The organism is Brevibacillus sp. FSL L8-0520 (assembly GCF_037963895.1).
Classification (GTDB): Bacteria; Bacillota; Bacilli; order Brevibacillales; family Brevibacillaceae; genus Brevibacillus; species Brevibacillus borstelensis.
On the sequence record NZ_CP150171.1, the window covers coordinates 3,605,682 to 3,631,727 of the forward strand.

26 protein-coding genes, 2 tRNA genes and 2 pseudogenes are annotated in these 26,046 nt (G+C 50.1%); 10 read left to right on the forward strand and 20 right to left on the reverse strand.

The genetic code is table 11. From position 1 onward, the window contains the following. Positions 1-134: 134 nt before the first annotated feature. The 9 genes from sigJ to NSQ24_RS18025 form a co-directional block, all read right to left on the reverse strand. Positions 135-1,031 (reverse strand): RNA polymerase sigma factor SigJ, encoded by an 897-nt coding sequence (sigJ, locus tag NSQ24_RS17985; protein WP_339168054.1) that lies wholly within the window; start codon positions 1,029-1,031, stop codon positions 135-137. After that, a complete protein-coding gene (locus NSQ24_RS17990; RefSeq protein ID WP_024985663.1) occupies positions 1,000-2,325 on the reverse strand; it encodes an FAD-dependent oxidoreductase in 1,326 nt (441 codons plus the stop codon). Before NSQ24_RS17990 ends, sigJ begins: the two co-directional genes overlap by 32 nt. Before the next feature lie 108 nt (positions 2,326-2,433). Then, positions 2,434-2,817 carry a hypothetical protein gene (locus tag NSQ24_RS17995; protein ID WP_003386472.1) on the reverse strand — a complete coding sequence of 128 codons (384 nt, stop codon included), beginning with the start codon at positions 2,815-2,817 and terminating at the stop codon, positions 2,434-2,436. A gap of 122 nt (positions 2,818-2,939) precedes the next feature. After that, positions 2,940-3,620, reverse strand: coding sequence for a DUF3995 domain-containing protein (locus NSQ24_RS18000; protein WP_003386473.1), 681 nt, complete (start codon positions 3,618-3,620; stop codon positions 2,940-2,942). Positions 3,621-3,668: 48 nt separating this feature from the next. Continuing rightward, complete coding sequence (locus NSQ24_RS18005) at positions 3,669-4,028, reverse strand: DUF6463 family protein (RefSeq protein ID WP_003386476.1); 360 nt, start codon at positions 4,026-4,028, stop codon at positions 3,669-3,671. 22 nt (positions 4,029-4,050) lie between these two features. Further along, on the reverse strand, positions 4,051-4,236 hold the full coding sequence (locus NSQ24_RS18010; protein ID WP_003386477.1) for a hypothetical protein: 186 nt from the start codon (positions 4,234-4,236) through the stop codon (positions 4,051-4,053). Beyond that, the gene (locus tag NSQ24_RS18015; protein ID WP_003386478.1) at positions 4,233-5,426 is read right to left on the reverse strand and encodes an ArsA family ATPase; all 1,194 of its coding nucleotides are present in this window, start codon (positions 5,424-5,426) and stop codon (positions 4,233-4,235) included. Before NSQ24_RS18015 ends, NSQ24_RS18010 begins: the two co-directional genes overlap by 4 nt. Positions 5,427-5,490: 64 nt before the next feature. After that, a complete protein-coding gene (locus NSQ24_RS18020; RefSeq protein ID WP_003386479.1) occupies positions 5,491-5,967 on the reverse strand; it encodes a MarR family transcriptional regulator in 477 nt (158 codons plus the stop codon). A gap of 310 nt (positions 5,968-6,277) precedes the next feature. Further along, positions 6,278-6,685 (reverse strand): hypothetical protein, encoded by a 408-nt coding sequence (locus NSQ24_RS18025; RefSeq protein WP_024985665.1) that lies wholly within the window; start codon positions 6,683-6,685, stop codon positions 6,278-6,280. 366 nt (positions 6,686-7,051) lie between these two features. On the opposite strand from NSQ24_RS18025, the gene NSQ24_RS18030 reads away from it, so the two are divergent. Continuing rightward, the gene (locus NSQ24_RS18030) at positions 7,052-7,315 is read left to right on the forward strand and encodes a hypothetical protein (RefSeq protein ID WP_024985666.1); all 264 of its coding nucleotides are present in this window, start codon (positions 7,052-7,054) and stop codon (positions 7,313-7,315) included. Positions 7,316-8,905: 1,590 nt separating this feature from the next. Then, on the forward strand, positions 8,906-9,406 hold the full coding sequence (locus NSQ24_RS18035; protein WP_339168056.1) for a transposase: 501 nt from the start codon (positions 8,906-8,908) through the stop codon (positions 9,404-9,406). Between the two features lie 54 nt (positions 9,407-9,460). Here the strand turns inward: NSQ24_RS18035 and istB are convergent, their stop codons facing one another. Together istB and istA are read right to left on the reverse strand one after the other, a co-directional pair. Next, positions 9,461-10,240 (reverse strand): IS21-like element helper ATPase IstB, encoded by a 780-nt coding sequence (gene istB, locus NSQ24_RS18040; RefSeq protein WP_024985201.1) that lies wholly within the window; start codon positions 10,238-10,240, stop codon positions 9,461-9,463. Beyond that, complete coding sequence (gene istA, locus NSQ24_RS18045) at positions 10,237-11,478, reverse strand: IS21 family transposase (protein WP_024985200.1); 1,242 nt, start codon at positions 11,476-11,478, stop codon at positions 10,237-10,239. Before istA ends, istB begins: the two co-directional genes overlap by 4 nt. 82 nt (positions 11,479-11,560) lie before the next feature. Here istA and NSQ24_RS18050 point away from each other — a divergent pair. Next, a pseudogene (locus NSQ24_RS18050) lies at positions 11,561-12,352 on the forward strand (IS256 family transposase); the annotation flags it as partial. Between the two features lie 175 nt (positions 12,353-12,527). Beyond that, positions 12,528-12,815 (forward strand): annotated as a pseudogene (locus NSQ24_RS18055) (site-specific integrase); the annotation flags it as partial. 125 nt (positions 12,816-12,940) lie between these two features. Here NSQ24_RS18055 and NSQ24_RS18060 read toward each other — a convergent pair. From NSQ24_RS18060 to NSQ24_RS18070, 3 genes are all read right to left on the reverse strand, one after another. Then, a tRNA-Val gene (locus tag NSQ24_RS18060) sits at positions 12,941-13,016 on the reverse strand. A 40-nt stretch (positions 13,017-13,056) separates the two neighbouring features. Further along, positions 13,057-13,133, reverse strand: a tRNA-Ile gene (locus tag NSQ24_RS18065). Between the two features lie 177 nt (positions 13,134-13,310). Then, positions 13,311-13,880 carry a phosphatidylglycerophosphatase A gene (locus NSQ24_RS18070; protein ID WP_024985106.1) on the reverse strand — a complete coding sequence of 190 codons (570 nt, stop codon included), beginning with the start codon at positions 13,878-13,880 and terminating at the stop codon, positions 13,311-13,313. Positions 13,881-14,259: 379 nt separating this feature from the next. Here NSQ24_RS18070 and NSQ24_RS18075 point away from each other — a divergent pair, with 379 nt between their 5' ends. Continuing rightward, complete coding sequence (locus NSQ24_RS18075) at positions 14,260-14,964, forward strand: alpha/beta hydrolase-fold protein (RefSeq protein ID WP_122959074.1); 705 nt, start codon at positions 14,260-14,262, stop codon at positions 14,962-14,964. 2 nt (positions 14,965-14,966) lie between these two features. On the opposite strand, the gene NSQ24_RS18080 is transcribed toward NSQ24_RS18075, so the two are convergent. After that, positions 14,967-15,140: a hypothetical protein gene (locus NSQ24_RS18080; protein WP_170208424.1), complete on the reverse strand. Its 174-nt coding sequence runs from the start codon at positions 15,138-15,140 to the stop codon at positions 14,967-14,969. A gap of 153 nt (positions 15,141-15,293) precedes the next feature. On the opposite strand from NSQ24_RS18080, the gene NSQ24_RS18085 reads away from it, so the two are divergent. Both NSQ24_RS18085 and NSQ24_RS18090 read left to right on the forward strand, forming a co-directional pair. After that, positions 15,294-15,803, forward strand: a complete 510-nt coding sequence (locus NSQ24_RS18085; protein WP_003386617.1) for a 2'-5' RNA ligase family protein — start codon at positions 15,294-15,296, stop codon at positions 15,801-15,803. A 227-nt stretch (positions 15,804-16,030) separates the two neighbouring features. Then, entirely contained in the window at positions 16,031-16,432 is a 402-nt protein-coding gene (locus tag NSQ24_RS18090; protein ID WP_051567433.1) for a GNAT family N-acetyltransferase, read from the forward strand. Between the two features lie 135 nt (positions 16,433-16,567). On the opposite strand, the gene NSQ24_RS18095 is transcribed toward NSQ24_RS18090, so the two are convergent. Beyond that, a complete protein-coding gene (locus NSQ24_RS18095; protein WP_024985104.1) occupies positions 16,568-17,428 on the reverse strand; it encodes a PHP domain-containing protein in 861 nt (286 codons plus the stop codon). Positions 17,429-17,533: 105 nt separating this feature from the next. Here NSQ24_RS18095 and NSQ24_RS18100 point away from each other — a divergent pair, with 105 nt between their 5' ends. Beyond that, positions 17,534-17,902 (forward strand): hypothetical protein, encoded by a 369-nt coding sequence (locus tag NSQ24_RS18100; protein ID WP_024985103.1) that lies wholly within the window; start codon positions 17,534-17,536, stop codon positions 17,900-17,902. Here the strand turns inward: NSQ24_RS18100 and NSQ24_RS18105 are convergent. After that, positions 17,863-18,780 carry an MBL fold metallo-hydrolase gene (locus NSQ24_RS18105; RefSeq protein WP_003386622.1) on the reverse strand — a complete coding sequence of 306 codons (918 nt, stop codon included), beginning with the start codon at positions 18,778-18,780 and terminating at the stop codon, positions 17,863-17,865. The two genes, NSQ24_RS18100 and NSQ24_RS18105, sit on opposite strands and share 40 nt — an antisense overlap. Positions 18,781-18,809: 29 nt before the next feature. Then, the gene (locus NSQ24_RS18110) at positions 18,810-19,445 is read right to left on the reverse strand and encodes a YitT family protein (protein WP_003386623.1); all 636 of its coding nucleotides are present in this window, start codon (positions 19,443-19,445) and stop codon (positions 18,810-18,812) included. A 209-nt stretch (positions 19,446-19,654) separates the two neighbouring features. Between NSQ24_RS18110 and NSQ24_RS18115 the strand changes: the two genes are divergently transcribed. Together NSQ24_RS18115 and NSQ24_RS18120 are read left to right on the forward strand one after the other, a co-directional pair. Then, entirely contained in the window at positions 19,655-21,067 is a 1,413-nt protein-coding gene (locus NSQ24_RS18115) for a hemolysin family protein (RefSeq protein ID WP_003386625.1), read from the forward strand. Between the two features lie 106 nt (positions 21,068-21,173). Next, positions 21,174-23,798, forward strand: coding sequence for an ATP-dependent helicase (locus NSQ24_RS18120; protein ID WP_122958793.1), 2,625 nt, complete (start codon positions 21,174-21,176; stop codon positions 23,796-23,798). Positions 23,799-23,982: 184 nt separating this feature from the next. On the opposite strand, the gene NSQ24_RS18125 is transcribed toward NSQ24_RS18120, so the two are convergent. Together NSQ24_RS18125 and NSQ24_RS18130 are read right to left on the reverse strand one after the other, a co-directional pair. After that, positions 23,983-24,792, reverse strand: a complete 810-nt coding sequence (locus NSQ24_RS18125; RefSeq protein ID WP_003386628.1) for a methyl-accepting chemotaxis protein — start codon at positions 24,790-24,792, stop codon at positions 23,983-23,985. 4 nt (positions 24,793-24,796) lie between these two features. Then, positions 24,797-26,032: an MFS transporter gene (locus NSQ24_RS18130; protein ID WP_003386630.1), complete on the reverse strand. Its 1,236-nt coding sequence runs from the start codon at positions 26,030-26,032 to the stop codon at positions 24,797-24,799. Between the last annotated feature and the right edge of the window lie 14 nt (positions 26,033-26,046).

The following is a 26,046-nucleotide window of genomic DNA, read 5'->3' on the forward strand; positions in this document are numbered from 1 at the left end:
AGGCTTTACCCAAAAATTGAACGTCCGCAGAGAGTTCTCCAATGATTAAGAACGTACTCTCCATTCTGCTGTGTATATCACTCGGTCATCTAATGATAGAAGCCCAGAGATACATTTAATCATTTAGCGGTCCCCTATATAGGATTGCTGACAAAACGCGTGAGACTTTTTAACTTATCGGGATTCAAAACAGCATACATGTTCACGATCCGATCATTCTGAATATCGAAAGAAATCGTAGCAAAGAGCTGCTCGCCTGCATAAAACACCAATCCGGGCTGGGCATTCAGTTCGCGAAGCGTAAAAGAGAAATCCGGAGGGAACTCCGGAAGAATAGCGATAAAGAAACGGGCGATTCGATCATGGCCAAACAGCGGACGCAAGGGGGCTTTCACTTTGCCTCCACCATCCATATAGAGGATCGTGTCCGCAGTTAGCGTTTCGAGCAGTATTTTCATATCCCCACTCAAAAGGGCTTGCGCAAACTGTTCAATCAAATGGATGGTGTTTCGCTCTATGCCGACGTTCACTTGAGGAATTTTGCCCAAGCTCCTTTTGGCCCGACGAAATATTTGCCTGCAATTCGTACTGCTTTTGTCGACGATCTCCGCTATTTCCTCATATTCGAATTGCAGGACCTCTCGCAACAGGAATACAACCCGCTCGGTCCATGAAAGCTGATGAATCAAGAGCAAGTAGGCCATCGAAATGGTTTCTTTCCGAATATATCCTTCCAAAGGGTCGGTTTGTCCGTCTCCCCCGCTCACAATCGGTTCCGGAAGCCAAGGTCCTGCATATGTTTCACGATGCTTGCTTTGCGCCCGCAACCGGTCTATGCACCGGTTGCTCACACTCCTGAACAAATAAGCCTTCGCATTCCTAACCGTATCGGCGGGAACCTTTTCTATCGAAAGGAACGTTTCTTGAACGATATCTTCGGCATCCATCATACTGCCCATCATACGATAAGCAAGAGAAATCAGCGAAGGCCCCAGACTTTTATACAGCTCTTCCACTTCCACCGTTTGCATGCCCCTCCGCATTGTTGTATTCTCGCAGAATCTCCTCGGAAGCCCGCTTCGCGCTGGCAAAAACCGCATCGACTAATACTTCGCTTTGACCCGTCCAATCCCCGGAAACGTACAAACCGCGCACCTCTGAGACAGAAGGGCCGTAGCGTTTGCCGAAGCGATCGATGGAATCAAAATCATGGGCAACCGTGATTTTTGGCAAGAACTGCCTTGCAACAAGTTCTTTTTGCCATCCCGGCTGAATGAAGTCCAAAGCCCGCTCCAAATGACTTTCGTCGTTTTTGGGATGATCAGAGCCAAAGCCGATATCCTTGCACACATGAATAATGGCGGAACCGTCCTCACTTGCATCGGAAATGGCAGATGGGGTGCTAACAAAGATCGGTTGATCCAGGAAGAAGGTGAAATGGCGCTTTGGATCATCGGGGTAGGGCAGCTTGCGGAGCGCGACGTCCAGACATGCAGCATAAATTGGTTTCGCCCGATCCCGCCACTCCCTGAGCGATGTGTGCTCGGCGTTTTTAACGAGCTTGCAGGTTTCGCCCGGTCCTGCCGTTACAACGACATATGGGATTTCCAATGTTTCGCCATCATGAAAGCGAATTTGCCTCACTCTCCCGTCATGCTCAATCTCGGCTACATGTTTTCCGCACAGAATGGCAACTCCTGCCCGGATCGCCTCCTGCCGCAGACTTTCGACCATCTGGCCCCACCCTCTATCGACATATATCACTTGATTTCCTTTAAAAACGAGCTGCAGCCTTCTGACTCCGGGAGCAGCCAAGAGAAGTTCAGGATATGGCACAAACGTATTGGTTCTGCAGACAGCGTAAATGAGGTGCCGTATCATCGGATCGTTTATTTCCTTTTCCGCCCATTCCCGAAAACTGATCGGCGGCAAAGCCTTTGGATCGATTTTTGCCAGTCGTGCCACAAATTGAACGATTTCCAACTTGGCGGAAGCAGATAACAATTTGGATGTGAGAATCGCGAAAGGATTTCCAGGTAGTCGGTAAAGCTTGTTATTCCACACCATGCCGCCTTTTGCGGGCACGATCCCCCCTTTGACCGGGATTCCCAGTTCGTTTAACACCTCCTCGGCGGCCCCTCCTTTATAGAGCGCATGAAGACCCAAATTCAGCATGGCCCCATTCTTTTTTACCGTAACGGAACGACCGCCCAATTGATTCGCTTTTTCCAACAGAACGACGGATAAACCTGCTTTTGCCAAATAAATCGAACTTGTCAATCCGGAAAGCCCTCCGCCGATTACCGCTGCATCATATTTTCTCATGCCCATTCTCCCTTCCATTCTTTTTACAAACAAGACGAATCGAAAGGATGGATTTGTGACAAATATTGCGTTGGTCGGGGATTCTTTCAGGTTCTTGTGAAAGTCGGCTCAACCGCCCGATCCGTTGACGCCGAAGGCAATCAAACCGAGCGCAACCGTGTAGAGCATCCAGCCGGGATGACGACCGCGCGTTGCCTTACAGTTGATGAAAGCGCCATACAGGTAGGAGCTGCCAACGAGCAGGCCCGTCACGAGCCTTGCGTCCGGCCCGAACCAGATGGAAGCAATCAAAGCGAGCCCGCCAAGAAACCAGTTGAACGTGCTGAACTGCAAGAGCCACGACACGATCCATCTGACTTCTGCCTCGGCAAATAAAGACTCCGCTTTCGCCAACGGCCTGACCATGAGCCGTTGAGTCAAAATGCCGTGAACCAGCGCCACGCCGCTTCCGATAATTCCAGCTACTACCAAGGCAATGTCATGCCAATTCATGTCCATACACCTCCATAGAACTTGTGATAAAAGGACATAAAAACATTTGTGTTCCCGATCAGCTTAGATGTCATCGTCTGCACAAGCAAAGACTATTACGCAACACCTAGGGAAGGAACGCCTTAAAAAAAGCTTAATTTATCCACAAAGTCAAACACGATGGCTGCTGCAAAAATCGCCGTAACGAGACATGTTAAAAACAGGAAAATCAGTGTGCCGCGTTTCAAAGCAGAAAGCGAAACATCTCTCGCTTGTGCATAATGCGCTGCCGACAAGCCAGACAATACTCCCATGATGAAAAACCATGGTTGGTAAACGAACAAGTCCCATAATGCATCGATGCGCATATCCACTTCATCGCTAAATGTCGGCATTTTCAAGTCTATGAAGCCAGCCAAAAAGAGGACTCTTGTAATGATTCCGGCTGCTCCATGAGCGATTAAAAAGACAGAGCAGAGAAGGGTGGGGAATAACAGAAATCCTCGGTAGACATTGACTCCGCCGATCCATGGCATCCATAAAGGGACAACCTTCCCCCAAGGTTTAACGAGTCCTAACAAGACAAATCCACACAACATGATAATGACACCCACGACATAGCTTGCTTTGTATATGCCGCCGGTGGGATCAACAATCGGAGCCGAAAGACCGATTGTTCCTCCCGCAGCCTGATAGAATCGGACAAAGACCGCATACAGGAGGGCCCAGACGCAACCCGCATAAGCCGCCCATCCTGACCTCTTTGTAAAGTGGGCGTAGGCTTTCCAGCCATTACGTAACGACGAATCAAGCTTGTGTTCCACCACTTAGCACCCTCTAATTTGATTTGGCGACCGGTGAATCGTAACCTTTCACTTTCGCGTTAAAAGCCACGCCTGAGGCAAACCAAGCCAAAAACCTGAAGTCGGCATCACGATAATCCCAATCAAGCAGATGGCAAACAGCATCCATCCGAGAGAAACAGGCGGGGCAATCCCTTTCTTTTTCATGAGCCAATCCACCGTATAGCCGAGAAGAATCAGCACGAAGCCGAGCATCAGATACCAAAATGCGGTTGCCCGCTCCCACTGCCCACTCCCCACCGTATCCCATAGACCCTCGGCAACCATTGGCTGCAGGTGATTCATAAATCCAATCAGCCCCAAGACCGTATGAAACAGTCCGGTCAGCACAAGTGTAAGCCCGACATGACGTTTGACCCCACTCACCATCTGTTCCTCATCCTCTCCCGATTTATGAAATATCAATTTTGCGTGCGTATGGAGTGCGGCTTGGCTCCTCCAACAAGTCAATGAGGCTGTCGATGACCGCACGGGAAGCCAGCAGCCCTTCCTTGACGGTGTTTCTTGCATGCTTCCCCGCCTGGTGTCGCTTCAGATGCTCCAACAGCCGTTCTATTTGAAGCTCGTCGCTTCTCATTGCCCTTCATTCCCTTCTGCCATATTTCGCTTACCAAAACGGATGAGCAGCCGGTCCTCTGAAAACTTCGCACCTGTCACCTGCCGGCCTATAAGCGGTCTTGGCAAAATCACCTTCCGCTTGTAGGCACCTGCATGTACCGTCAGTTCGTCGCCAGTCTGCGTCAAATCCAAATCCGTTTTCTCCACAAAAGGAATCGACAGCTCCAGAACCATTCCTCCATCCTCTTCCCGGATCTTTTCTGTTCTGCCTCGATAAAGAATAGTGGAAGGATTCTGATCTTTAAAAACGATATCCGCCAACTCTTCGAGAACAGGCAATCCGATGACTTCCTTTGGCATCATGGGCGCTTTGAGAATCGGCAGCGGCTGGAAGTTCATAACGATTTCCTCTTCATATTTCCTTTGAAGGTCCCGCCAGTATGCGAAAAATCCTTCTCCTGCCTCATTCGGCAGCACCCGGTTCACGATGACTGCGTCCGTATTGAACCCGAATAAATTCAGATACGTGAAGGATCGTTTCGCTTCGGAAAGCACCATCTTCTCGGGGTTCAGCACCAGTCTCACCGATGTCATCTCCGGGTCCAAAACAATCCGCTGCAGCTCCTCCAGGCTGCGCGCCAATTGCTCAACACTGTCAAGGACATCATCCGAGGGAAGCTCTACGTTGTTGATGAACTTGGCGACCGGCCGAACGAGCTTGATCAGCCTGCGTTCGTTTGGAAACATTTTTTCGAGCCACCAATTCAAGACATTGGGATAGCTGAGCAGCCGCAGCGTCTCTCCGGTCGGCGCACAATCAACGACGACCACATCATATTTTCCGCTTTGCGCGTGTTCCTTGATTTGCAATAAACTGAACAGCTCTTCCATGCCAGGAAACACGAGCATTTCCTCCGTAGCAATATCGGTAAGCTGTGCTTTGTCGAGCAGTGCGGTCAGCCACCCTTGGACAATTCCCCAATTTTTCTCCGTCTCCCGCAGGCTGTTCACTTCCTGCCCCCATAAGTTTTCGCAGATTGGGACTGGCTCCGGCCCGATCCGCACGGCCAGTGAATCCCCTAAACTATGTGCCGCGTCCGTGCTGAGAATAAGCGTCCGTTTCCCCTGCTTTGCCATTTTCACCGCTGTCGCCGCGGCTATACTCGTCTTGCCCACGCCACCCTTGCCCGTGTAAATGATAATTCTCATATCCATAACCCCTTTTAGTACGATTTCGTAGTAATTGTGAAATAGAAGAGTCCGGTTGAATCGGTCACTCATCGATCTTGATCTTTACCGGACGGTTCTTTGTTTCCTCAAGCTTTACAGGTTCCTCGTCTTGGAAGACTTTGATGGCCTTATACGAAAGCAGCGTAAATTGCTCCAGTTCTTCCGGCGTAAACGCCGCTTCCAGCTTGCCCAGCATCCCCAGCATGATGCGCTCCCACTCTTTCGCAAGTCGGATACCCTCTTGTGTCAGCATGACGAGCTTGACCCGTTGGTCTTTTGGAGATGTCGCTCGGGCGATATAGCCTTTTCGCTCAAGCCGCTTGGCAATACTGGTCATCGAACTCAGCGGCGCCCCCATCTCGGCCGCCAATTCCGTCATCGTCAGGTCCCCCCGAAAGAGCAGAATAAGCAGCGTCGCCAGATCCGAACGAGTCACTTTCTGTTCAAGCTGCAGCATGTCGGTCATGAATGCGAAAGGGCGCAAACCGGTCTTGAGAAAAAGATCGTATAGCTTATGCATACCGGGAGCTCCTTTTTAGTACGAATTCGTAGTAAGTGTTTGAATTCAATTTAATACGTTTTCGTAGCAATGTCAACTCGTTTTTGCGGAGGGGCTTGGTTTTTTTTGTAAAGACCATGAATGTGGTTACCTGTGTGATTCTTTTTGTGAGGCGACAACTTAATGTACTTTTGCAGGAGGCGTATATGACATGCACGTATATGACTGTATTCGAAGGACAATGGGTCAATCATAGGGAAGGTTTATTCCTCGATGGATTATCCTTATTGATCTATTCACAAATTAAGTGATCTTCTAAACTCGTTTACCATCAAAGTACCGTTACCCCGCTTTCGAATATGACTTTCATATAGTCACCCTCATAGTGAAACTCGATACTCAGGGTTAGGTCATTTGGTTCGCCATCTGTCGTCAATGCATATTCGTATGAAAGTCCGCTTCCATCAGTAAAGTGGTAAAAAGATTCTTGCTTGTAAACACTGCCATCTTTATAGACAGGCTTGAAGGTACACTCTACCTCAAATTTATCGATCTGTTCCAACTCATTATCTTCCTTAAAATTTTCGATGACCTCTTTTAATAACTCTACGTCCCAATCCCGCATATCATCAACTTTGCGAGCAATTTCTTCGTAGTTGCCTTCTGCAATTGCATCTACAATCTCTTTTGCAAATGCTCGAATGGTTTCTTCTTCTTTTCCGGCCATTCGCTTTAACACAATACTCCCCCTCGATCATTGGTTTATCAAATGTCATTATTATAAGCGATTTCCAGAAGCGTTTGATAATTTTATACATCTTTAAAACAAAAAACACGGAGGGGACTACTGCTACGTGCATCTACAGAGCCCTAGATTGATAAAAGTTGTAACGAGATTTGCTCCGCCATATAGCCTAGATTTCTTTACCAGGGTTATTGTAGCCGATCGTACCGATTGAAAGCTGTAATGGGCTGAAAAGTTAATCTGTTGTTTGGAGTCAATATTTCTATCACTCTCAATTTATGAGTTCGATTGTGAGAATACTCTTCTTTGCAGGATTTTCCATACAACTGTATTATTTAAACTGATAGAGGAGATGATCCTATGACTGAAGCAAAGAAACGGGCATATAAAAAACTCATTTCGCAGGCTCTACTAGATATTAAGAACACTGGGCAATTCAGCGAAGAAAATTTCCACCGGAATTTTCGGATAGCTCACGCATTCCATAACCTCGCACATTTTATCGTCTTGGATTTTGAGGGCTTCGATGAATATGAATTTTGGAATATGGTTAATGCATTAGCTGATCAATTTGATTTGCAGCATTATAGAAAAGTCTTCGATGAAGCTGTTATGGAAGGGTAGAACCATCTTGTCAACCGTCTCTGTTATCTTTTCAATCGACTTGTTTATCCCATCAATTGGTTTGTTAACTTAATCCAAAACAAAATCCCACCAATTTCCCGTATGATAAAATATTGCCTAGAGATTATAAGGGGGAATACTCTATTAAGCCGTTTGCCAAGGAAGTAAAGAAGATAGAAGTTAATGGTTCTTTATTTCATTGTGTTATTGACCAAACACCTAACAACGATATCATTAGATTTACTATTTATCCCGACAGAACAAAAACAGCGCATGTCTTACTATCATTTTCCTGGTCAACAAACTGGAAAACCAACCTTTGTAAACCGAGTGCATGTGCCAGTTTAATAAAATATGCCCTGCAAAATGGTTGGGATTTCACTAAAGAAAAGAGCGTAATGACGGTAGACCAGGGAGATTTTCTCATTGAACATTTACGCTTGGATTCTTAAAAGATTCAGCAGCATTTAGCGTCTCACTCGATAGTGCTCTTTCTATATTAACTCAAAGGAAGGTGATTAATTTGTGCAGATACGCGATATCAGGTCCCTACAAGATTATTTACGCATGTTTCAAATGTAGAAAATCTTATAAGCAGAAGCCAGTTTCTGACTTGAAAAATGAGGCTGATAAAACCGCTTCTGTCTTGTGTCCACAATGTAGGACTGTAATGAATAACATGGGACATGATTTTAAAGCCCCTCGGCAAAGTGGTAAAAAACAATGGAAAAAGGTTGAGATTCTTTTTAAACACGGCTTTGCTTATCACTCATGCGGTTGTGGGGGGGCAGGATACAGACCCGCAAAATTGTATGAGATTGAGGGCTTTTTAAAGGAGAACCTCCGGTTATCTGATGGCGAAAAGCTTTTACAAAGGCTTTCAAAATAGGTATTTAGTAGGTCGAGATTTGAAGGTAATTGGATGCTAACGATAGGTCCACGTAGTTCCCACTCTCTCAGCCGAAACAGTCCATATCTCCCCGTGCTGTTCGTTGACAAAATCGAGGTTGCCAGCCGAAAAGATGAACAGTTCTATTCCAATGATCCCTCCTTAAAATGAAAATCAACAGCTTTCGTATTTAATACAAGATGAATAGTTGGGCGAGTATATCCCCTTAATGTACGCTCCTGGAGCACCGACTGGGGATGAGATTGCGACCTTTTTCAAATATCCTCCAGAGATTCGAAGATGATCTATACAACTAACGTTATTGAAAGTTGCCACCGACAAAAGTAACGAAGGGAAATCCGTCTTTCCCATAGACGATCCACTTCTCAAAATATTACATCTCGTAACCATGGATGCCCTATATAAATTGACGAGAAGAGTCCAGAATTGGGGACAGATTCTCATGCAGCTATCTGTTTTCTTTGGGAATCACATATGACCACACATCAGCTAATAAATAAAAGAAAGGCTTCATCCCCGAAGGAACTATCTTTTTCTACACCAACACGTCAAGGGTTCGTTTCGCCTTACAACCCTAGACCCTGTTTGCTCTGGAAAAAGATGTTCCTAATTGAGTCTGTAAAATATTTTGTGTAAACTCTCAACCTCTAAACTACAATTAGGAGTAGAAAGGTTGGGAGATTTTTATGATGTCAAAAGAGCAGATCAAGCAGTGGATCAAAGAGAAAAACATGAAGTCAGTGGACGACGTACAGTCAGCGTTAAAGGATCTATTCGCAGACACAATCCAAGAAATGCTGGAAGCTGAAATCGAGTCCTCTCTTGGATACGCCAAGCATGACATGAAAAACAAGCGGACAACCAACAGTCGCAATGGGTATAGCAAGAAAACCGTCCGTTCTGAGTACGGGGATGTCGACATCCAAGTCCCTCGGGATCGAGAGGGTGATTTTGAACCAAACATTGTAAAGAAACATCAATCCAATGTTACAGGGATCGAAGATCAAATTCTTGCTCTCTATGCCAAAGGCGTATCCACACGCGATATCCAAGACCATCTGCAGCAGCTCTATGGCATCGAAGTCTCACCAACGCTCATATCAAATGTAACGAATAAGTGTCAACTGCAAATGAAAATTCCCCATTATCTGCACTCGAATTTTCCCCATTATAGGCAATAGGTTTGTCTGAATGATGCCCCCTCTGAGGGGGGCGGGTGGCGACCAAAATTCCGTTTATTCTGTTTTATCTTCGGTTGACTCGGGTCGAAAGAAACCTGCTTTTTTCTTCTCCTTTATGCGATAACTTTCCCCTTTAATGTTGATCGTGTGGGAGTGATGCAATAATCGATCAAGGATGGCTGTAGCAAGTACTGTATCCCCAAATATCTCTCCCCACGAACCATAGGATTTGTTCGAAGTAAGGATAATTGAGCCGGATTCATAACGTTCTGATACAATTTGAAAGAAAAAGTGAGCTGCGGTTTCATCCATTTTGCGATATCCAATTTCATCAATGATGAGTACATTCGGTTTTATAAATGCTCGCATTTTTTGTTTGATGCTATTGTTTTGATGAGCAATCTGGAGCGTCTGAACCAAATCATGAGCAGTTGTAAAGTAAACCGTCAACCCTTGTTTGATAGCTTCGAGAGCCAAAGCAACAGACAAGTGAGTCTTGCCGACCCCTGGCGGACCAAGTAAAATGAGATTCTCTTGTTGTTGTACAAACCGGAGGGTTGCCAAATCACGAATCCGTCTTTCATCAATGGAGGGCTGGAAACTGAAATCGAATTGCTCCAACGTTTTATGGTAGGGTAAATGAGCCAATCGCGTTTTCATGCGGATAAACCGATCCCTCTTGGCCATGATTTCTTCTTGCAAAAGCTTGTCCAAGAACTCCAAATACGATATATTCTGAGCAGCAGCTTCTTCTGCGTGGTGGTGAATAATTTCCGGGATTCGTACCCATCCCATCTGTACAAAGGCTTCTTCTAAACGGGCCTGGAGTATCATTGTACGATTACCTCCTCGTCAGCAAACTGCTCATAGACAGACAAATCACGTTCCACCACTTCGGGGCTTGGATTGGGAACCAAACGCGGCATAGGTTGGGGAGCCTTCGCGCCAATTTGGTTTTGAATCCCCTCGAAGTGTTTTTTATTGGTTATGACTTGCTTGGTACGAGTAGCTTTAGGATGTTCAGCGATGATCATGTTGCCCTGATAGATCCGGATATGGCCATTCTGGAGATCTTGTACTTCTACCGTATGACCTACATAAACATAGGGGACTGAATACCGGCTTCCTCCGTAAGAAACGAGTGAATCATTCGATACTCTTCGAGTATGGCGTTCTACCTCTTCGAATGGGATCGGGTTAAGTGGCTTCAACTGTTCGTGTTTCCATCGATCTACTGGTTTTTCATGCGTGGTGCCGTGTACCCGTACATTAGCCACCGTATCCAACCAATGACGTACTTGCTGATTCAAGTCACGAAGGCTGGTAAACGTCTGCACCCGAGGCCAAAAGTTCTTGCGAACATATCCTACTCCATTTTCCACTTTCCCTTTTGTTCGTGCACGGTAGGGAGCGCAGCGTCGCAGCGTAAGACCGTGATGGCTTGCAAACTGGGAAAATCGTTCATTCCACAATACATGCCCTTGATCGTCGTAACCGACAATGACGGTTTTCATATTGTCATACAAGCATGTTTCCGGTCTGCCGCCAAAGTATTGCATGGCACGCAAGTGGCAGCCGATGAGGGTATCAAGCCGTTCATTCTCTGTAAATTCCACATACAACATTCTCGAGTATCCCAAAACCATGACAAAGGCGTACAGCCGTTTATATCCACCATTCCACTCTACCTTAAAATGTCCCCAGTCTACTTGCGCTTGCTTTCCGGGTGCCGTTTCATAACGGAGCGTTGCCTTGGTCTTAACAACCGGGCGCAATGGTTCCATGAATGAGCGAAGGAGCCGAATTTGCCCTGGATAACCTTGGGCTTTGATCTCATCAAACAAAACGACAGCATTGAAGCAGCCTTCTTCCATTCTCGCTTTGATATAGGGTTTAAATGGATCGAGAATGCTTGTTTTTTTAACAGATCGTTGGTATTTCGAAGGCTCATCCTTTTTCAGCCACTTACGAATTGTTTTTCGATCCCTCCCTAATGAATCAGCAATTTGTGTGATATTCATTCCTCTTTGTCTCATGTCTTTGATCAAGTAAAACTCCCCATTCTTAAGCATATTTTCTCTCCTCCAGGGAGAGATTTTCTGCCGAAAGTGGGGAATTTTCAAGTGCCGTTATTGAGGATTTTAACAGTGCCGTTCACATAAGATTGTACCGATGATCAAAGAGTGGTAAAATCGCCCCTTGCAAGCGGTTTATGCTGTTGTTTTCCTTGACGCCATTCACTTTAAGGTAAAACAGGACGGAGCTATCGTCAATAAAGCCGCCTATATGGTCATTGGTATTGACCTTGACGGTCATAAAGATGTGCTTGGGATCTGGATTGGGGAGAATGAATCGGCAAAATTCTGGCTGCATGTCCTCAACGAACTGAAAAATCGTGGAGTCCAGGATATTCTCATTACAAGCGTCGATAATCTTCGTGGCTTTACAGAAGCCATCTCTGCATGTTATCCGAAGACGGAGATTCAGAAATGTGTTATCCATCAAATCCGAAATTCCATCAAGTATGTTTCCTATAAGGATCTCAAAAAGATCACGTCCGAGCTAAAACCTATCTACAAGGCTCCAACGGAGCAAGCCGCGTTGGAAGAACTCGATCAGTTTGAACAAACCTGGGGCAGTAGATATCCCTTGATGGTTCGTTCCTGGCGGAATAACTGGGACGAGATTGCCACTTTCTTTAAATATCCTCCAGAGATTCGAAAGCTGATTTATACAACTAACGTGATCGAGAGTTATCATCGACAGCTTCGAAAGGTGACAAAAGGAAAAGCCATGTTTCCCACAGATGATGCCCTTTTGAAGATGTTATATCTCGTAACCATGGATGTTCTACGAAAGTGGACGGGACGAGTTCAGAACTGGGGCCAGATTCTCTTACAGCTATCCGTTTTCTTTGAAGATCGGGTACAGCCGTACATCCGTTAACAAATGAAAGGCTTCATCCCCGAAGGGATTATCTTTCTCTCCACCAACGCGTCAAGGGTTCGCTTCGCCTTTCGCCCTTGACTCTATTGGTTTCGAAAAATGGCCCAATTAGGGGGATGAAACCTTTTCATATATTGGTTGATTGAGTTTACACAAAAATCTTGACAGACCCCAGGATCTCGTAAATTGTACACCTTTGGGTACACCTATAGATCCAAGTAATGTAACACGTACTTTTAGGCAGCTTATAAAAAAAGCCGATTTGCCAGTGATTCGATTTCACGATTTAAGGCATACGCACGCTACCTTACTTTTAAAGCAAGGTGTGCATCCAAAAATCGTTGCAGAACGCCTCGGCCACGCAGACACACGGATGACACTGGATACGTACAGCCATCTGCTGCCCAGCATGCAAAAGGAAACTGCCAAAAACTTTGGTAAAATGTTGTTTGGTACAAAATAATACGGGGTGAAACCCTTGTGACCATTCTGTGACCACAAGGCGTTTTCACCCCCATTTTTTGTCCCGACCACAAAATGAAAAATCAAAAAACCCTTGATTTTTCAAGGGTTTTGACGTCTTATGTATGGTGATCCGGACTGGGTTCGAACCAGCGACCCCCACCCTGTCAAGATGGTGCTCTCCCAACTGAGCTACCGGATCATGGGATATTTGCTATTGTGACTTCACCACATACGTTCAATGGTGGGCCCTGTAGGACTCGAACCTACGACCAATCGGTTATGAGCCGACCGCTCTGACCAACTGAGCTAAGGGCCCGAATCGCACCGGACGTCGATCACATGTTTTAATATACAGGATTTCTTTTCCGATTTCAAGAGGAAAAACAAAATTTCTTTTAAAAAATTTTACCACCATCAAAAACCCTGCAAAATCAAGGAGCATCCCGATAGGGATGCCCCTCCACCACACCTATCAACCAGGTACAACTAAAGGTCACCCGGCCTCATCCACAGCCTTGCCTTCCACTCGAATCTGCCCCGCAGCAAGCACCTCCGCCTGCTCCTGCTCATCTCTCAACCGATGAGCCATCCGGCTCGAGGCATTCGCCGCCACGCTCGCGACCAAATCATCCAGGAACGTATGCACTTTTCCACCGGATGTCTTCGTATCCAGCCGCTTGATCACACCAATCTTATGCTTATCCAAATGTCCAAACGTCGTTACCGCAATGCTCCCGTACCCGAACACCGAACCGAGCGCCAAGGTTTCGTCGCAGCCAAACAAGCCTTCATCGGAGGCGATAATCGACTGCAGCGGCTCAGACAATAGGCCCTTTTCCGCCAATGTATCCAGCTCAATGCCCACGAGGATGGCATGCTGCATTTCCCTTTTCTCCAGAACAGCCTTTACGCTCTCGATGCACGGTTCCATGGTCAGGTCAGGATGATAGGGCGATTGCATCAAATATACGATCTCCGCGATATCCTCTACGCGCACACCGCGCTCTGCCAAACGATCCAATGCGGCTTTTCTGACTTCGCTGCTGTGTACTTGCTTCTTCATGTAAGACAACCCCTTCCACCATTAAGTGAAGTCACCTATGTTACATAGTATCACAAGGTGACAAAATTGCGACAATCTTCGGCCGCAAGGTCGAAACCCACACCACACCACCCCACACCACCCTCCATCCAAACCAAGGAGCCGATAGGCTCCCCTCCTCCCCCTACTCCCGCAAAAAACACCTCTCCCCCAGACACCCCCAGCCTCTCCAGCCCCCCACACGACTGTATAATACGAAAACCACCCCCAACAATTTCACCTTCCAACACCCACCCCCCAGCAGGTTCACCCGCTTCTTCCCCCACAACCCAAAAAGCTATTTTCCTCCCCCTTCCCTTTCTGCTACAGTAAAACCAACACCCCAAAGGAGGACAACGCAGTGGCACTTGACGAACTGATCCTCACCAGCAAACACCTGGGGACGACGGAGCGTCTCCTCGTCTACCTGCCGGAGCGATATTCCCCGCTCTATTCCTATCCGGTCCTGTATGTCCAGGACGGCGACGACTACCTGTCAATGGGACGTCTCGCCACTCTGCTTGAGGAAATGCACCGGGAAAAGGAAATCCCGAATCTCATCTCCGTTTTCCTTCCCGTAGACAAAGAACGCCGCTACGCCCGCTACCACCCGGACGGGGCGGAACACCAAAAGTACCTGCGCTTTCTCGCGGACGAAGTCGTCAGCGCCGTAGACAGCCGCTACTCCACCCACCCGCTGGGCATGGCCCGCACGCTATTGGGCGAGTCTTTGGGAGGCGTCGTCTCGCTGTTTGCAGCGCTCTCCTATCCTCATACCTTCGGCCAGGTGGCCTGCCAGTCCGCCGCTATGGACGCCGCCCTCAACCGCCGGGTGCAGGAGTCCGACTTCCCCGTACCGTTGCATGTCTATCTTGAGGTTGGACTCGAAGAAACGGCGGTAGAGACGAGCCGCGGCACCCTCGATTTGCTCCAGGCCAACGAAGCGCTGCGCGACATTTTGCAAACAAAAACGGTCACCCTGGCCTATGAGACCTTTGCGGGTGACCACACGTGGGGCTATTGGCAAGCCAACCTGCGGCGCATTCTTCCTGCGCTTTTCGGGTAAACTTACCTTGTCTGTTCTTCCTGAGGACCTTCTTCTTTTCCCGGGGAGACCAACGCCTCGTCGAATTCGGTTTTGCGGATTGCGGTGATGAGGGAAAAGGTAAGGAGGGACAGCAACAGAAGAACGAGAAAAATGAAGATGATCATCATAGCTGTTTTCACGATTGAATATAGCACCTCCCTGCTCCTTAACAGTCTGTCCCGAGCGGGGAGGAATATACAGGCTGACGCATAAGATTACACAAATGGAGAATTTTCTGTTAAAATAAGTTTATTGGATTTTTCCATGGGCTATATGGGCTGTATAGAAACGAAAGAGGAGGGATTCACATGAAGTACAGTATCGTTGTATTTCCATCCAGCAAGGTGCAAGAAGTCGCCAACTCATACCGCAAACGTTACGATCCAGCTTACTCTTTGATCCCGCCGTATATTCGCCTGAAAGAAGCATTTGAACTCGACGAATCTCAGCTGCCTCATTTGGTAAGCCATTTGGAGCTGGTTGCAAATTCCACGGAAGCTTTTACTGCCAATTTCCACCGGGTTTCTTCGTTCCATCCGACCAACAACGTCATTTACTTGGCGGTCCAAAACAAAGAGCCGTTTGAACAGCTCCACGCCAAGATCGTAGAAAAGGTTGTGCAAGAAAAGGAAACGTATGCATTCGTACCGCATCTCACGATTGGCCGGGACCTCTCCAATGATGAGCTGCGCGACATTACCGGACAATTGAGCATGGTCAAGTTTGACCTCACCTCCGATGTGGACCGCTTCCATCTCATTTACGAGCTGGAAGACGGCATCTGGAGCGTGTACCAGACGTTCCTGCTGAAAAAATAAACATGGGGGCCTCCCCCTTGCGCCCTTCCCTGCTGCGGAAGGGCCTTTCCTTTTTGATTTGATACTGCATCGCGTCGAGCGCTATGAAAGGAAGAAAACCATTGACTGAACCGAAAATCCACCAAACAAACGAAACAGACAATCCAATCCAAAAGAACGACTCGCATGAGGCTAGCTCCTCAACCAAGAGCCCCTACCAAATCGAAGAGGTCAAGACTGACAAGCAAATGCAAGACGCTCTTTCAGTAAGACGCACTGTCTTCATTAAAGAGCAGCAGGTTCCAGAGGAAATCGAGATTGACTCGCACGACCGCATCGGCTCCGAAACCATCCATTTTGTCGTTTATAAGGAAGAACAGGCTGTAGGAGCAAGCCGTCTTCGTCCGTACGCACCCGAGGTTGGCAAAATCGAGCGGGTAGCTGTTTTGCAAAGCGAGAGAGGCACAGGGCTCGGACGCCTGCTGATGCTCGCTATGGAGGAAACTGCCCGCCGCCAAGGCTTCAAGCGCCTCAAGCTGAATGCACAGACCCACGCGCAGCGCTTTTACGAAAAGCTGGGCTACACTCCTGCAGGAGAAGTGTTTGAAGAAGCCGGAATTGAACACATCGCGATGGAAAAAGCGATCTAGCTTGGCATCCGTACAATCGCTTTGATCCCAAAACAAAACAAGCCCCGCTTACGGACGAATCCTCATCCGATGCGGGGCTTCCTTTTTTTCAAATCTGTACTACAACTTTGTACCTCAAGTCAGCACTACAAGCCGCTACTCCCCTTGCCTCTTCCGCTTACCCGCAATCTCCCGCAGCCTTTCCACCGCATCATATGGCGCGGTATGCGTACCAAGCATCGCGTGAAACGGCTCCTCGCCGCGCCAGCCGTGGAAATCCGAGCCGCCGGTCATGACCAGACCATGCGCCTCAGCCCAGCGCTGATACTGCTCCCTTTGCTCCTGGCTGTTGTCCGGGTGCCACACCTCGATGCCATCCAGACCGAACGCAATCAGCTCCTGCACAAGCTCGTCGTCATCGTACAGCCCGGGATGGGCCAGCACAGCGACGCCGCCTGCTTCCTTGATCAGCGTGATCGCCTCCTGAGGGGTAATCCGCGGCGGGTTGACGTACGCCTTTCCCTCTTTCCCCAGATAAACGGCAAAGGCTTCGTCGATCGACTGAACCACGCCCAGCTCGATCATCTCCTCCGCGATATGCGGCCGTCCGATGTTTTTATCTTCGCCTGACTTGCGCCGGTAGACTCCTTCCAGCGTGATCGGTATGCCCAGCTCCTGCAGGCGGGCGATCATCAGCTTGTTTCGCTCATGTCTTGTATCGCGCAGGCCGGACAGCCTCTGGAGAAAAGCCTGGTCCTCGTACGGTATAAAATACCCCAGCACATGGATGTCCTGTCCGCGCGCCAGCGAGCTCACCTCGACGCCGGGAATGACTTCAACAGCTTGTCCCAACTGCCCGGCTGCTTCCAATGCTGCCGGAATGCCGGCAACCGTGTCGTGATCCGTAATGGCCACGGCAGCCAATCCCGCTTCGGCGGCCAGACGCACGTTTTCATGCGGCTCGCATGTGCCGTCTGAAGCCCGGGTGTGTGTATGCAAATCCGCTCGTTTGTTCATGGAAGTTTTCTCTCCTTCTTTCCCCTTGTCTGTCATTCTGAATCCGAACTCCCCTACATATGATTAGGCAAAACGCTTTTACTACATATGCCAAGGAGGATGTCCATGCGGTTAAAGAGCAAAAACCTGACCGGTGTCGTCCAGCCGCTTTCCTTTGTCGACAAGATGCTGCGGCAGCAGGGCTTTTCCCCATCCGGCGGGGACACCCCCACCTATGATGTCGTTATTTACGATTCCGCTACCAGCAGTTCTTATTTTCTCCGCATTCCCGCCAATCCTGTGAGCAAGCCGTCCCACACCGGTGAGATGACCGTCAAATTGGGCCACCCCTATCTTGAGGCAAAACTGATCTTTCATACCGAACAAGAAGAGTATTCCGTTATTCCCAAGGAAATACGCCAAGCCGCCGAGCACAAGCTGGCTGAAATCGGGGACTACCTATCGAGGCCGTCATGTTTCCCCCACAGCCACTGATTTGCGGCAAAGCGGTACCGGATCCGCTCTTCCTTTAACAACCCAATGAAATAGCCCATCAGCGCGGTACGGTAGAGCACGTAGCTCGTCGCGTTCTCAATGGAAATTTGTAAACGCTCACAGACGAGCGCCAGCGCTTGCTCCAGCGTCCGCTCTTCCGACAAAATTTCTTCGATCATCCCGTACAGCCTGCGATGACAATGAATGTTTTGCGTCAAAACCGCTTCCGGAGAGGTGGTGTATGGCCCGTGACCCGGCAAATAGCCGCGGTAATTCGATTCCAAAAGCTTGACTAAGCTTAGCAGGGTTTCGTGAGCATCGACCAAAAAAGGCAGCTTGTGCTTTTTCAATGTCTCTTCGCCGAGGTAACTGTCGGCGCTAAAACATATCCTGTCTACGACCAATCCGACCTGATTCCAGCTGTGTCCAGGAAGGGGGATGACTTCAAAGCAGGTCTCATCAATTTCTACGCGGCCTTCTGTGGGCAAGAGGTGGTCGACGCGCGATGCTTCGGCGAGCAAAAATTTGTTGCGCAGCTCATCCAACGGCTGCGCTCCCATGCCCAGGTAGATCGGCTCCAGCAGCGGATAGCGGATGATCGCTTCCTCCAGCGGCGGAGCGTATACCTGTGCCGCTGGCCAACAGGATAACAGATAGGCATTGCCGCCAAAATGGTCGGCATGGGCGTGAGTCTGTACAATTGCGCTTAGCGGCTGGGCGATCGCGTCCAGCCCTTTCTTTATCTTTTTGGCTGTCTGGGTATCCAGCCCGGAATCAATCAGGATCGCGCCTGTTTTTCCCTGGACAAACCCGATGTTGACGCTGCCGGGAAAGTATCCGACTGTTTCGGTGATCATCTCCAACGTATGCTGTGCCATCTGTCTCCCTCGTTTCTTCCTGTTTTTTCTTAGTTTCTCCATCTGCGCCCAGCTTCCCTGCCGAGCGGCCCGATTACGACATATGGAGGCTTCTTGAATCGCATGTTGTAAAAACCGTGGGTAAAAATGGCCACTGCGATGATGGTGCACATGGAAAAAACAGCGCGCTCGATCCCGATTGCGGGAAGCGAAATAGAGACAATGACTCCGTCGATCATCAAGATATACAACGCTACCGGCACCTTTGACCTCCGCGCCAAAAATTGTGCGATCAGATCGGTTCCCCCTGTGTTGGTCTGGTACGCCAGCATGAGACCGGTCCCCGCTCCGATCAGCGCTCCTCCGATTACCGCAGATGTCGGGAGCGTCCAGTTATTCCACGCTCTGAGCGGGGCAAATACGTCAATCATTAACGTTTCGATCAGCATTCCGTGAAAGCTCTGAAAAAACAACGGACGATCATAGGCAAACACCATCGCATAAACAGGTATGCTGCAAGCGATCATGACCAGGCCCGGGGGCCATTGAAAAAAATAGGTCGCCAACAGGCCAATCCCGATCATCCCCCCGTCCATCAAATGGTGCGGGACGAGAAACAGGTTTACCCCGACTGCTATCCCGATGCTCCCCAAAAGGATCGCCGCTCCCTTCTGTACCCATTCCATTCTTCTCGCCTCCAGGGACAGGGTTACTCGATTATCTTTATGTCCCCTGAAATCCGCGTATGTATGGAATTGCTCAAAACTGCAGGATAAAATCGGATGGTTTTGACTGTTTGCTTTCGTTATTGGTATACTATCCTTTAATAATGAAATCGAATGTTTCCCTCTTTGCTTTCGTACATTGAAAGGAAAGCGCAAAACGAGAATAACAAATGGAGGTGAATCTCCTCCTTTCGCCCATCGGCGGAAGGGTGGAGACTTTCTTGGAGAGTCCGATAGGGGAGATACTTCTGAATCTGCTGCTCGTTGTGTTTTTGGTACTGCTCAACGGTTTTTTTGTAGCAGCAGAATTCTCGCTGGTAAAAGTGCGTCAAACCCGTCTTGCCCAACTGGTGAGCGAAGGGAACAAATCCGCTGTCTATGCGCAGAAGGTAACGAAGCAGCTGGATGCCTACCTGTCGGCTTGCCAGCTCGGGATTACCCTGGCATCGCTCGGTTTGGGCTGGGTTGGCGAACCGGCTATATCCCAATACGTCGAACCCGTAATGGTTTCACTCGGTCTGCCGAACTATTTGGTCAGCCCTGTTTCGCTGGCGATCGCTTTTGGAATCATCACCTTCATGCACATCGTCTTCGGAGAACTCGCTCCCAAGTCGCTGGCCATTCAAAAGGCGGAGGCCGCCTCTCTCTGGACGGCTGGACCGCTGATGGTTTTCTACAAGCTCAGCTACCCGCTGATCTTGGTGCTCAACGGAACGGCGAACTTTTTTATCCGCCGCTTGGGGATTGAGCCTGCGACTGAAACGGATTTGGCGCATACCGAAGAAGAGATTCGCCTTTTGGTCAATCAAAGCCACAAAAGCGGTCATATCGATCAGACGGAGATGGCTTTGGTGGACAACGTCTTCGAGTTTTCGGAGCGTCTCGCCAGGGAAATCATGATCCCTCGCATCGATATGGTCTGTCTGTACGACGACAATACCTTTGCTGAAAATTTGGCAATTATGCGGGATTCCCGTCACTCGCGTTTCCCGGTCGCGCATGAAGACAAAGACCGGTTGATCGGCTTTGTCCACATCTCGGATTTCTACCTGTCTGCCCTGACCAACGGCAAGGCCGATTTAAAGGATTTCCTCCGCCCGCTCTTGACGGTGCCGGAATCCATGGAAATCAGCCATGTACTGCGGCTCATGCAAAAGCGGCGGTCGCAAATGGCGATCGTCATCGACGAGTACGGCGGAACAGCCGGACTGATCACGATGGAGGATATCCTCGAGGAGATCGTCGGGGACATTCAGGATGAATTCGACGAGAATGAGCGTCCTGACATCGAAAGCTCCAATAACGAGCTGTCCGTGTCCGGGAAAACGCTGTTGACGGAGTTGAACGACTATATATCTGTAGAAATTCACTCGGATGAGGTAGACACGATTGCCGGCTGGCTCTACAGCCAACTGAATGAAGAAGTAGCCGAAGGCAAATCGGTGCAGTACCAAAACTACATTTTTACGATTTCCGAGCTGGAGAACCACCGTATCACGCGAGTCGGGATCTCCTATCTGAGCGAGGAAGAACTGGTGGCAGATGATAGCGAAGACAACTACCTGCTGCACGCCCAGTCCTGACCTGTCACACACATAAGGCAAGTGTCCCCTGCCCGCAGGGGGCACTTCTTCTTTCCCTCATTGTGCGGAAGCGATCCGCAACACCCTCTCCATTCGAGGTGTCATGATGAAATTTGCACAGCTAGACGACCGGTTGATCCGGTTGCAACCCGATACATATTCGATGATTGCTGCTTGGCGCCTGGCCGCCCGGCGCGAAAAAGTGCGCTGTCTGCGATGCGGCGCACCTCTTCGGCTGTATGCCGGTGTAAGCTTTGATCCGCACTTTTTGCATCCGGAGGGCAGCACCTGCGATTGGGAAGCGTTGGACGAGCCTCCAGCCGAGTGGCTCGTTTCAGAAGCTCCGCCTGCCATTCAGGCTGCTTTTGCGGCTTCTTTGGAAACGGCAGCGGCAACGGAAGCGCTGTCTCATTCGGGCACAGGGGCAGCCGCTATTGGCGGGGCTGTAGATATTGCCGCCACTTCTGGAGCAGACAATAATGGTGCGAGGACTCGTGGACGCGCTGATTCGCAGCCTGCTGAATCTGCATCTTCTGCTGGAGCTTCCACCGCTGGGAATGGCGTTTCTGCCTTTGCCAACGGAACTCCCGCTACCGCAAACGGCGCTTCCGCCACTGCGAATGTCGCTTCCACCCTCCAAAACGACGCCGCAGTTCCTGCGAGCCAAACTGACGAGGAAGACGACACGATCACAGTAGGGGCCTTTCGCCTGCCAAAGAAGCGATCCATCCATGAAGCAGGCTCGGTCACAGTCCCTCCCCCGGCTCAGCCCAAACCGGCGCTTTTTCGCAAAAGGCTGGTGCCCAAAAAGGCGATCGAGCATTTGGCTGAGCGCCACGACGAGCCGCTTCACCCCCATCAGCGGGAGGCCATGCTTACGACCGACGGGCCGCTTTTGATTCTGGCCGGTGCAGGCAGCGGCAAGACGCGTGTGATGACGGCCCGAACCTCCCATCTCATCCGCGAGCTCGGCCTTTCTCCACGGCAGATCATGGTCGTGACGTTTACGACAAAGGCCGCTGAAGAGATCAAGCACAGGCTGGCCCGCCAGCTCCCTGCGCAGCAGGCCCGGGAGCTTGTTGCCGGTACGTTCCACAGCATTTTTTACCGGATGCTTCTGTTTCATCAGCCGGAGCGTTGGGATCAGCAAAGACTGCTGAAAAAGGACTGGCAAAAGTGGCGGCTCCTGCGCGAAAGCAATGCAATGAACATGCACGCGGAAATCGGACCGCGCAAAGAAAATGAAGTGATGGACGCGCTGGCGGTCATCAGCCGCTGGAAAAACGAATACCTCCTGCCCCAGCAAGCCGGATTGCGGGAGGCAAACGATGATGCCGAACGGCTGGCCCAGCTCCTTTATCCTCACTATGAAGAGGCGAAAAGACGGACGGGCTGGTTTGACTTCGACGACATGCTGATCGGCTGCTACGAGCTGCTCCGCCATCACCCCGACATTTTGCAGCGCTATCAGGAACGGATCACGCACGTGATGATCGACGAGTTTCAGGACATCAACCGCATCCAGTACGAGACGGTCAAGCTGCTGGCAGCGCCGCAGAACAACCTGTGCGTGATCGGCGATGACGACCAGTCGATCTACGGCTTTCGCGGGAGCGACCCGCAATACATACTCGGTTTTACAAAAGATTTTCCCCAGGCGAAAACAATTACACTGGAAGTGAACTACCGTTCCCGCTCCGCTATCGTCGGGCTCGGCTTTTCGCTGATCGGCCACAATCGGGCCCGCTGGCAAAAGGACTGCCTTTCCTTTCACTCCGAAGAAGGCGAAACGTATCTGTTCGAGCCGGACGACGAAGAGGAGCAAGCGGCCCGGATCGTAGACGAGATCAGCCACCGCATCCGCGAAGGCACACCAGTGGGAGAATGCGCGGTGCTTTACCGGACGAATGAGTCAGCCCGCCCTATTCTGGAGAGATTGAGCGAAGCCGGCATTCCCTTTCACTACTCGCAGGAGGAGGAATCGTTCTACCAGCGGCAAACCGTTCGCTGGGCACTGGCTTACTTGCGCTTGTCGCTTGACCCTGACGATTCGGCGGCATTGAAAGAAATTCTGCCAACGCTCTATATTTCCCAGGAGATGTGGAACGCTGTTCGCAGTCGAGCGATCCTGGAGGATGTCCCGATCCTGCACGTGCTGCCTGGAATGAACCACTGGAAGCCGTTTCAACGCAAGGCTTTGAAAACGATCACCGAGATACTGGCAGCCTGCGCTTCGTGTCCGCCGGCCCAGGCGCTGGAGCTCATATGCGAAGACGGCAAGCTGCGGGATTACCTGAAAAAGCGGGCAAAAGAGCGGGATGGCGGCCGGGAACGCTGGAGCGAGGAGCTGCAGCAGCTGATTGCGGCAGCCAAACGACACGATAGCGTAGGCGGATTTCTCCAGTACATCGACCGGATGGTCCAACAGGAAAAGGAGTGGCGCGAGGTTCAGCCACTCCCTGGGGAAGGAGTACACGTCTTGAGCATTCACCGGGCAAAAGGACTGGAGTTCGACCACGTCTTTCTGCCTGATCTCGTTGAAGGCTCCCTTCCTCATGAATACGCGCTGGACGCCGTGAGAAAAGGAAACAATGCCGCCCTTGAGGAAGAGCGGAGATTACTGTACGTCGCCATTACAAGGGCCAGATACTCCTTGAGTGTCGGAATCCCCCGCGAGCGCTTCGGACGAAAAACCAGGCCCTCCCGGTTCATCTCCGAAATGGGCCGATAAACGGTCGATGCCGCCGCCCATGTGGATCAGAAATTCTTCCATATTCGTAATGATCGGAAACAAGGCAAAGGCTCCCTTCCGCATGTTTGCTTCTAGCATGCGGATGACGGGAGCCTTTTATTCATCGCGGGAGGTTATTAAAGGCTGTTGGAAGGCCTTTATTATAGGCCGTTATTGAAGGCCGTTATTGAAATTTCGCCAGCTCTTTCAGCCTGTTTGCCATTTCCTCCAGCGACAGCAAGGCCGCATTGATCTGTTCAATGCTCGCGGCCATTTCCTGCGTAGCGGCCGATTCTTCCTCCACCTTTTTCAGCACCGTCGCCACCTTTTGCTTCATATCGTTCATGCCTTGCAAAATATTCTCAGCGGAATGGCGAGACTGTTCTGCAAGCGCTCGGATCTCTCCCGCCACGACGCCAAAGGTGCGGCCGTGCTGGCCGGCATGGGCTGCCTGGATGGATGCATTCAGCCCCAGGAGATTGCTTTGATTAGCGATGGAGCGGACGATATCCACGACCTTGGCATTCTCCTCGACGGCATGGACCACCGTCTCGCAGTTGGTGTTGATCTCTACAATGGAGCTGGCGAGCTGTTGAGCTGTAGCCGCTATATTTTGCGCCCACGATGTCATTTGCTCGACGGACGCAGCCAGCTCCTCGGACAAGACGGCTGTCCTCTCTTCCCGGTCACTGGAGAGGATCAGCGTCAAGGCTCCCTTCAGCACTCCCTCCTCATCTCTGACAGGCACGCTTATAGCGTGAAACGCGATGCCAAATCGGGATGACTCTCGCGGGACTGTCTGGCGGATCGACTGCCCCCCTTCGAGGGTCTTGTACGTAATGGATTGCCTATTCACTTCATGGTCGACAGTCAAGCCAAGGTGGATCTCTCCTTCTCTGTAGTACCTGATGTGCGTCAAATCTGCAAGAGCCACAGTGGCCTTCGGAAACAGCAGGGACAATGTAGGCATGCTTGCCAAAACCTTATCGATCATGGAATTATGCACCAGCCCGTTTGGCCTGTCCCGGTTCAAGCCCGTCGGCTGCGGCTTCTTCTTTTACCAGCAGGATGATGAACGCCCCTAGCAAGGGACCGATCGCCAGCGTTAAAAATGCAAAGAAATAGCTGTTTGTCGCATCGAGTACGGCGCCGACGGCAAGCGGCGAGATGAGCGAGCCCAGCTGCCAGATCGTGTTGACAAAGCCTGTCGCGGTCCCGACAAGTCGGCGCGGGACCAATTCGCCGATGTAATTGTTCATGATCGGGCTGTAGACAAAGGCAGCCACGCCGAGAATCGCCGCAACCACATAGAGCATGCTGGCACTAGTTGTCATCGCAAACCACATCAGCACCGGACCAAACAAGAAGAGAACGATAAAGAGCAAGGTTTTCCGTTTTACCTTCAACACATCCGACAAGATCCCGATGACCGGCTTGCACAGTAGAGCGGTTACTCCGTAAATCGACATGATTACACCTGCTTCTACGAGGGAGATGCCCAAGCCTTTGTTCATGTACGTGTTGGCCCAGGTTGCCGTGCCCCATGTGGCCCACATCGCGCAAAATCCGGCGAATCCGGTAACCATCAGATTGCGGTTTTTAAACAAATGGGCGACGTCTTTCCAGAACGCAGCAGAGGATTCCGCCTGTGCCCGCTGCTCGGCGGCAGAGGTCTTTTCCCGCAGGAAAAAGTATCCGAGAACAAGTCCCAGCAGCGGCAAAGCACCAGCTACGAAAAAGGCCGTTTTCCAGCTATAGCTGTTGGCAACTGTCGGTACAAACATGTTTACTACCGATACCCCCAGGGAGGAGGCGGTCATAAAAAAGCCCATCGCGGTTCCCCGTCCCTTTGCCGGGAACCAGTCAAAGATGGCCCGCACACATGCGGAAAATACCGCCCCTGAACCAAGTCCGGCCAGGACCCTCATAGCAAAGCCTGTATGATAGCTATTGATCAATCCCATCGAAACCGTAAACAGACCCATAACGAAAAACGAGCCCAGCAGCACTTTGCGATAGCCAAACCGGTCGGTGAGCAATCCGCCAGGCAGCTGCGTGATCACGTAGCCGATGTAAAAGGCGGTCATGTAGCTGCCCGCTTCTGCCTTGGACAGCCCCAGATCCTGGGAAGCGAGCGGCATGATCGGCGGCCAGGACAGCCTGTCCACAAAAGAGAAGAGAAAAGCCATCCATACGATGAGCAAAACGCCCATCTGCCATCTTCGTTCGTTCATTTTGTATCACTCCA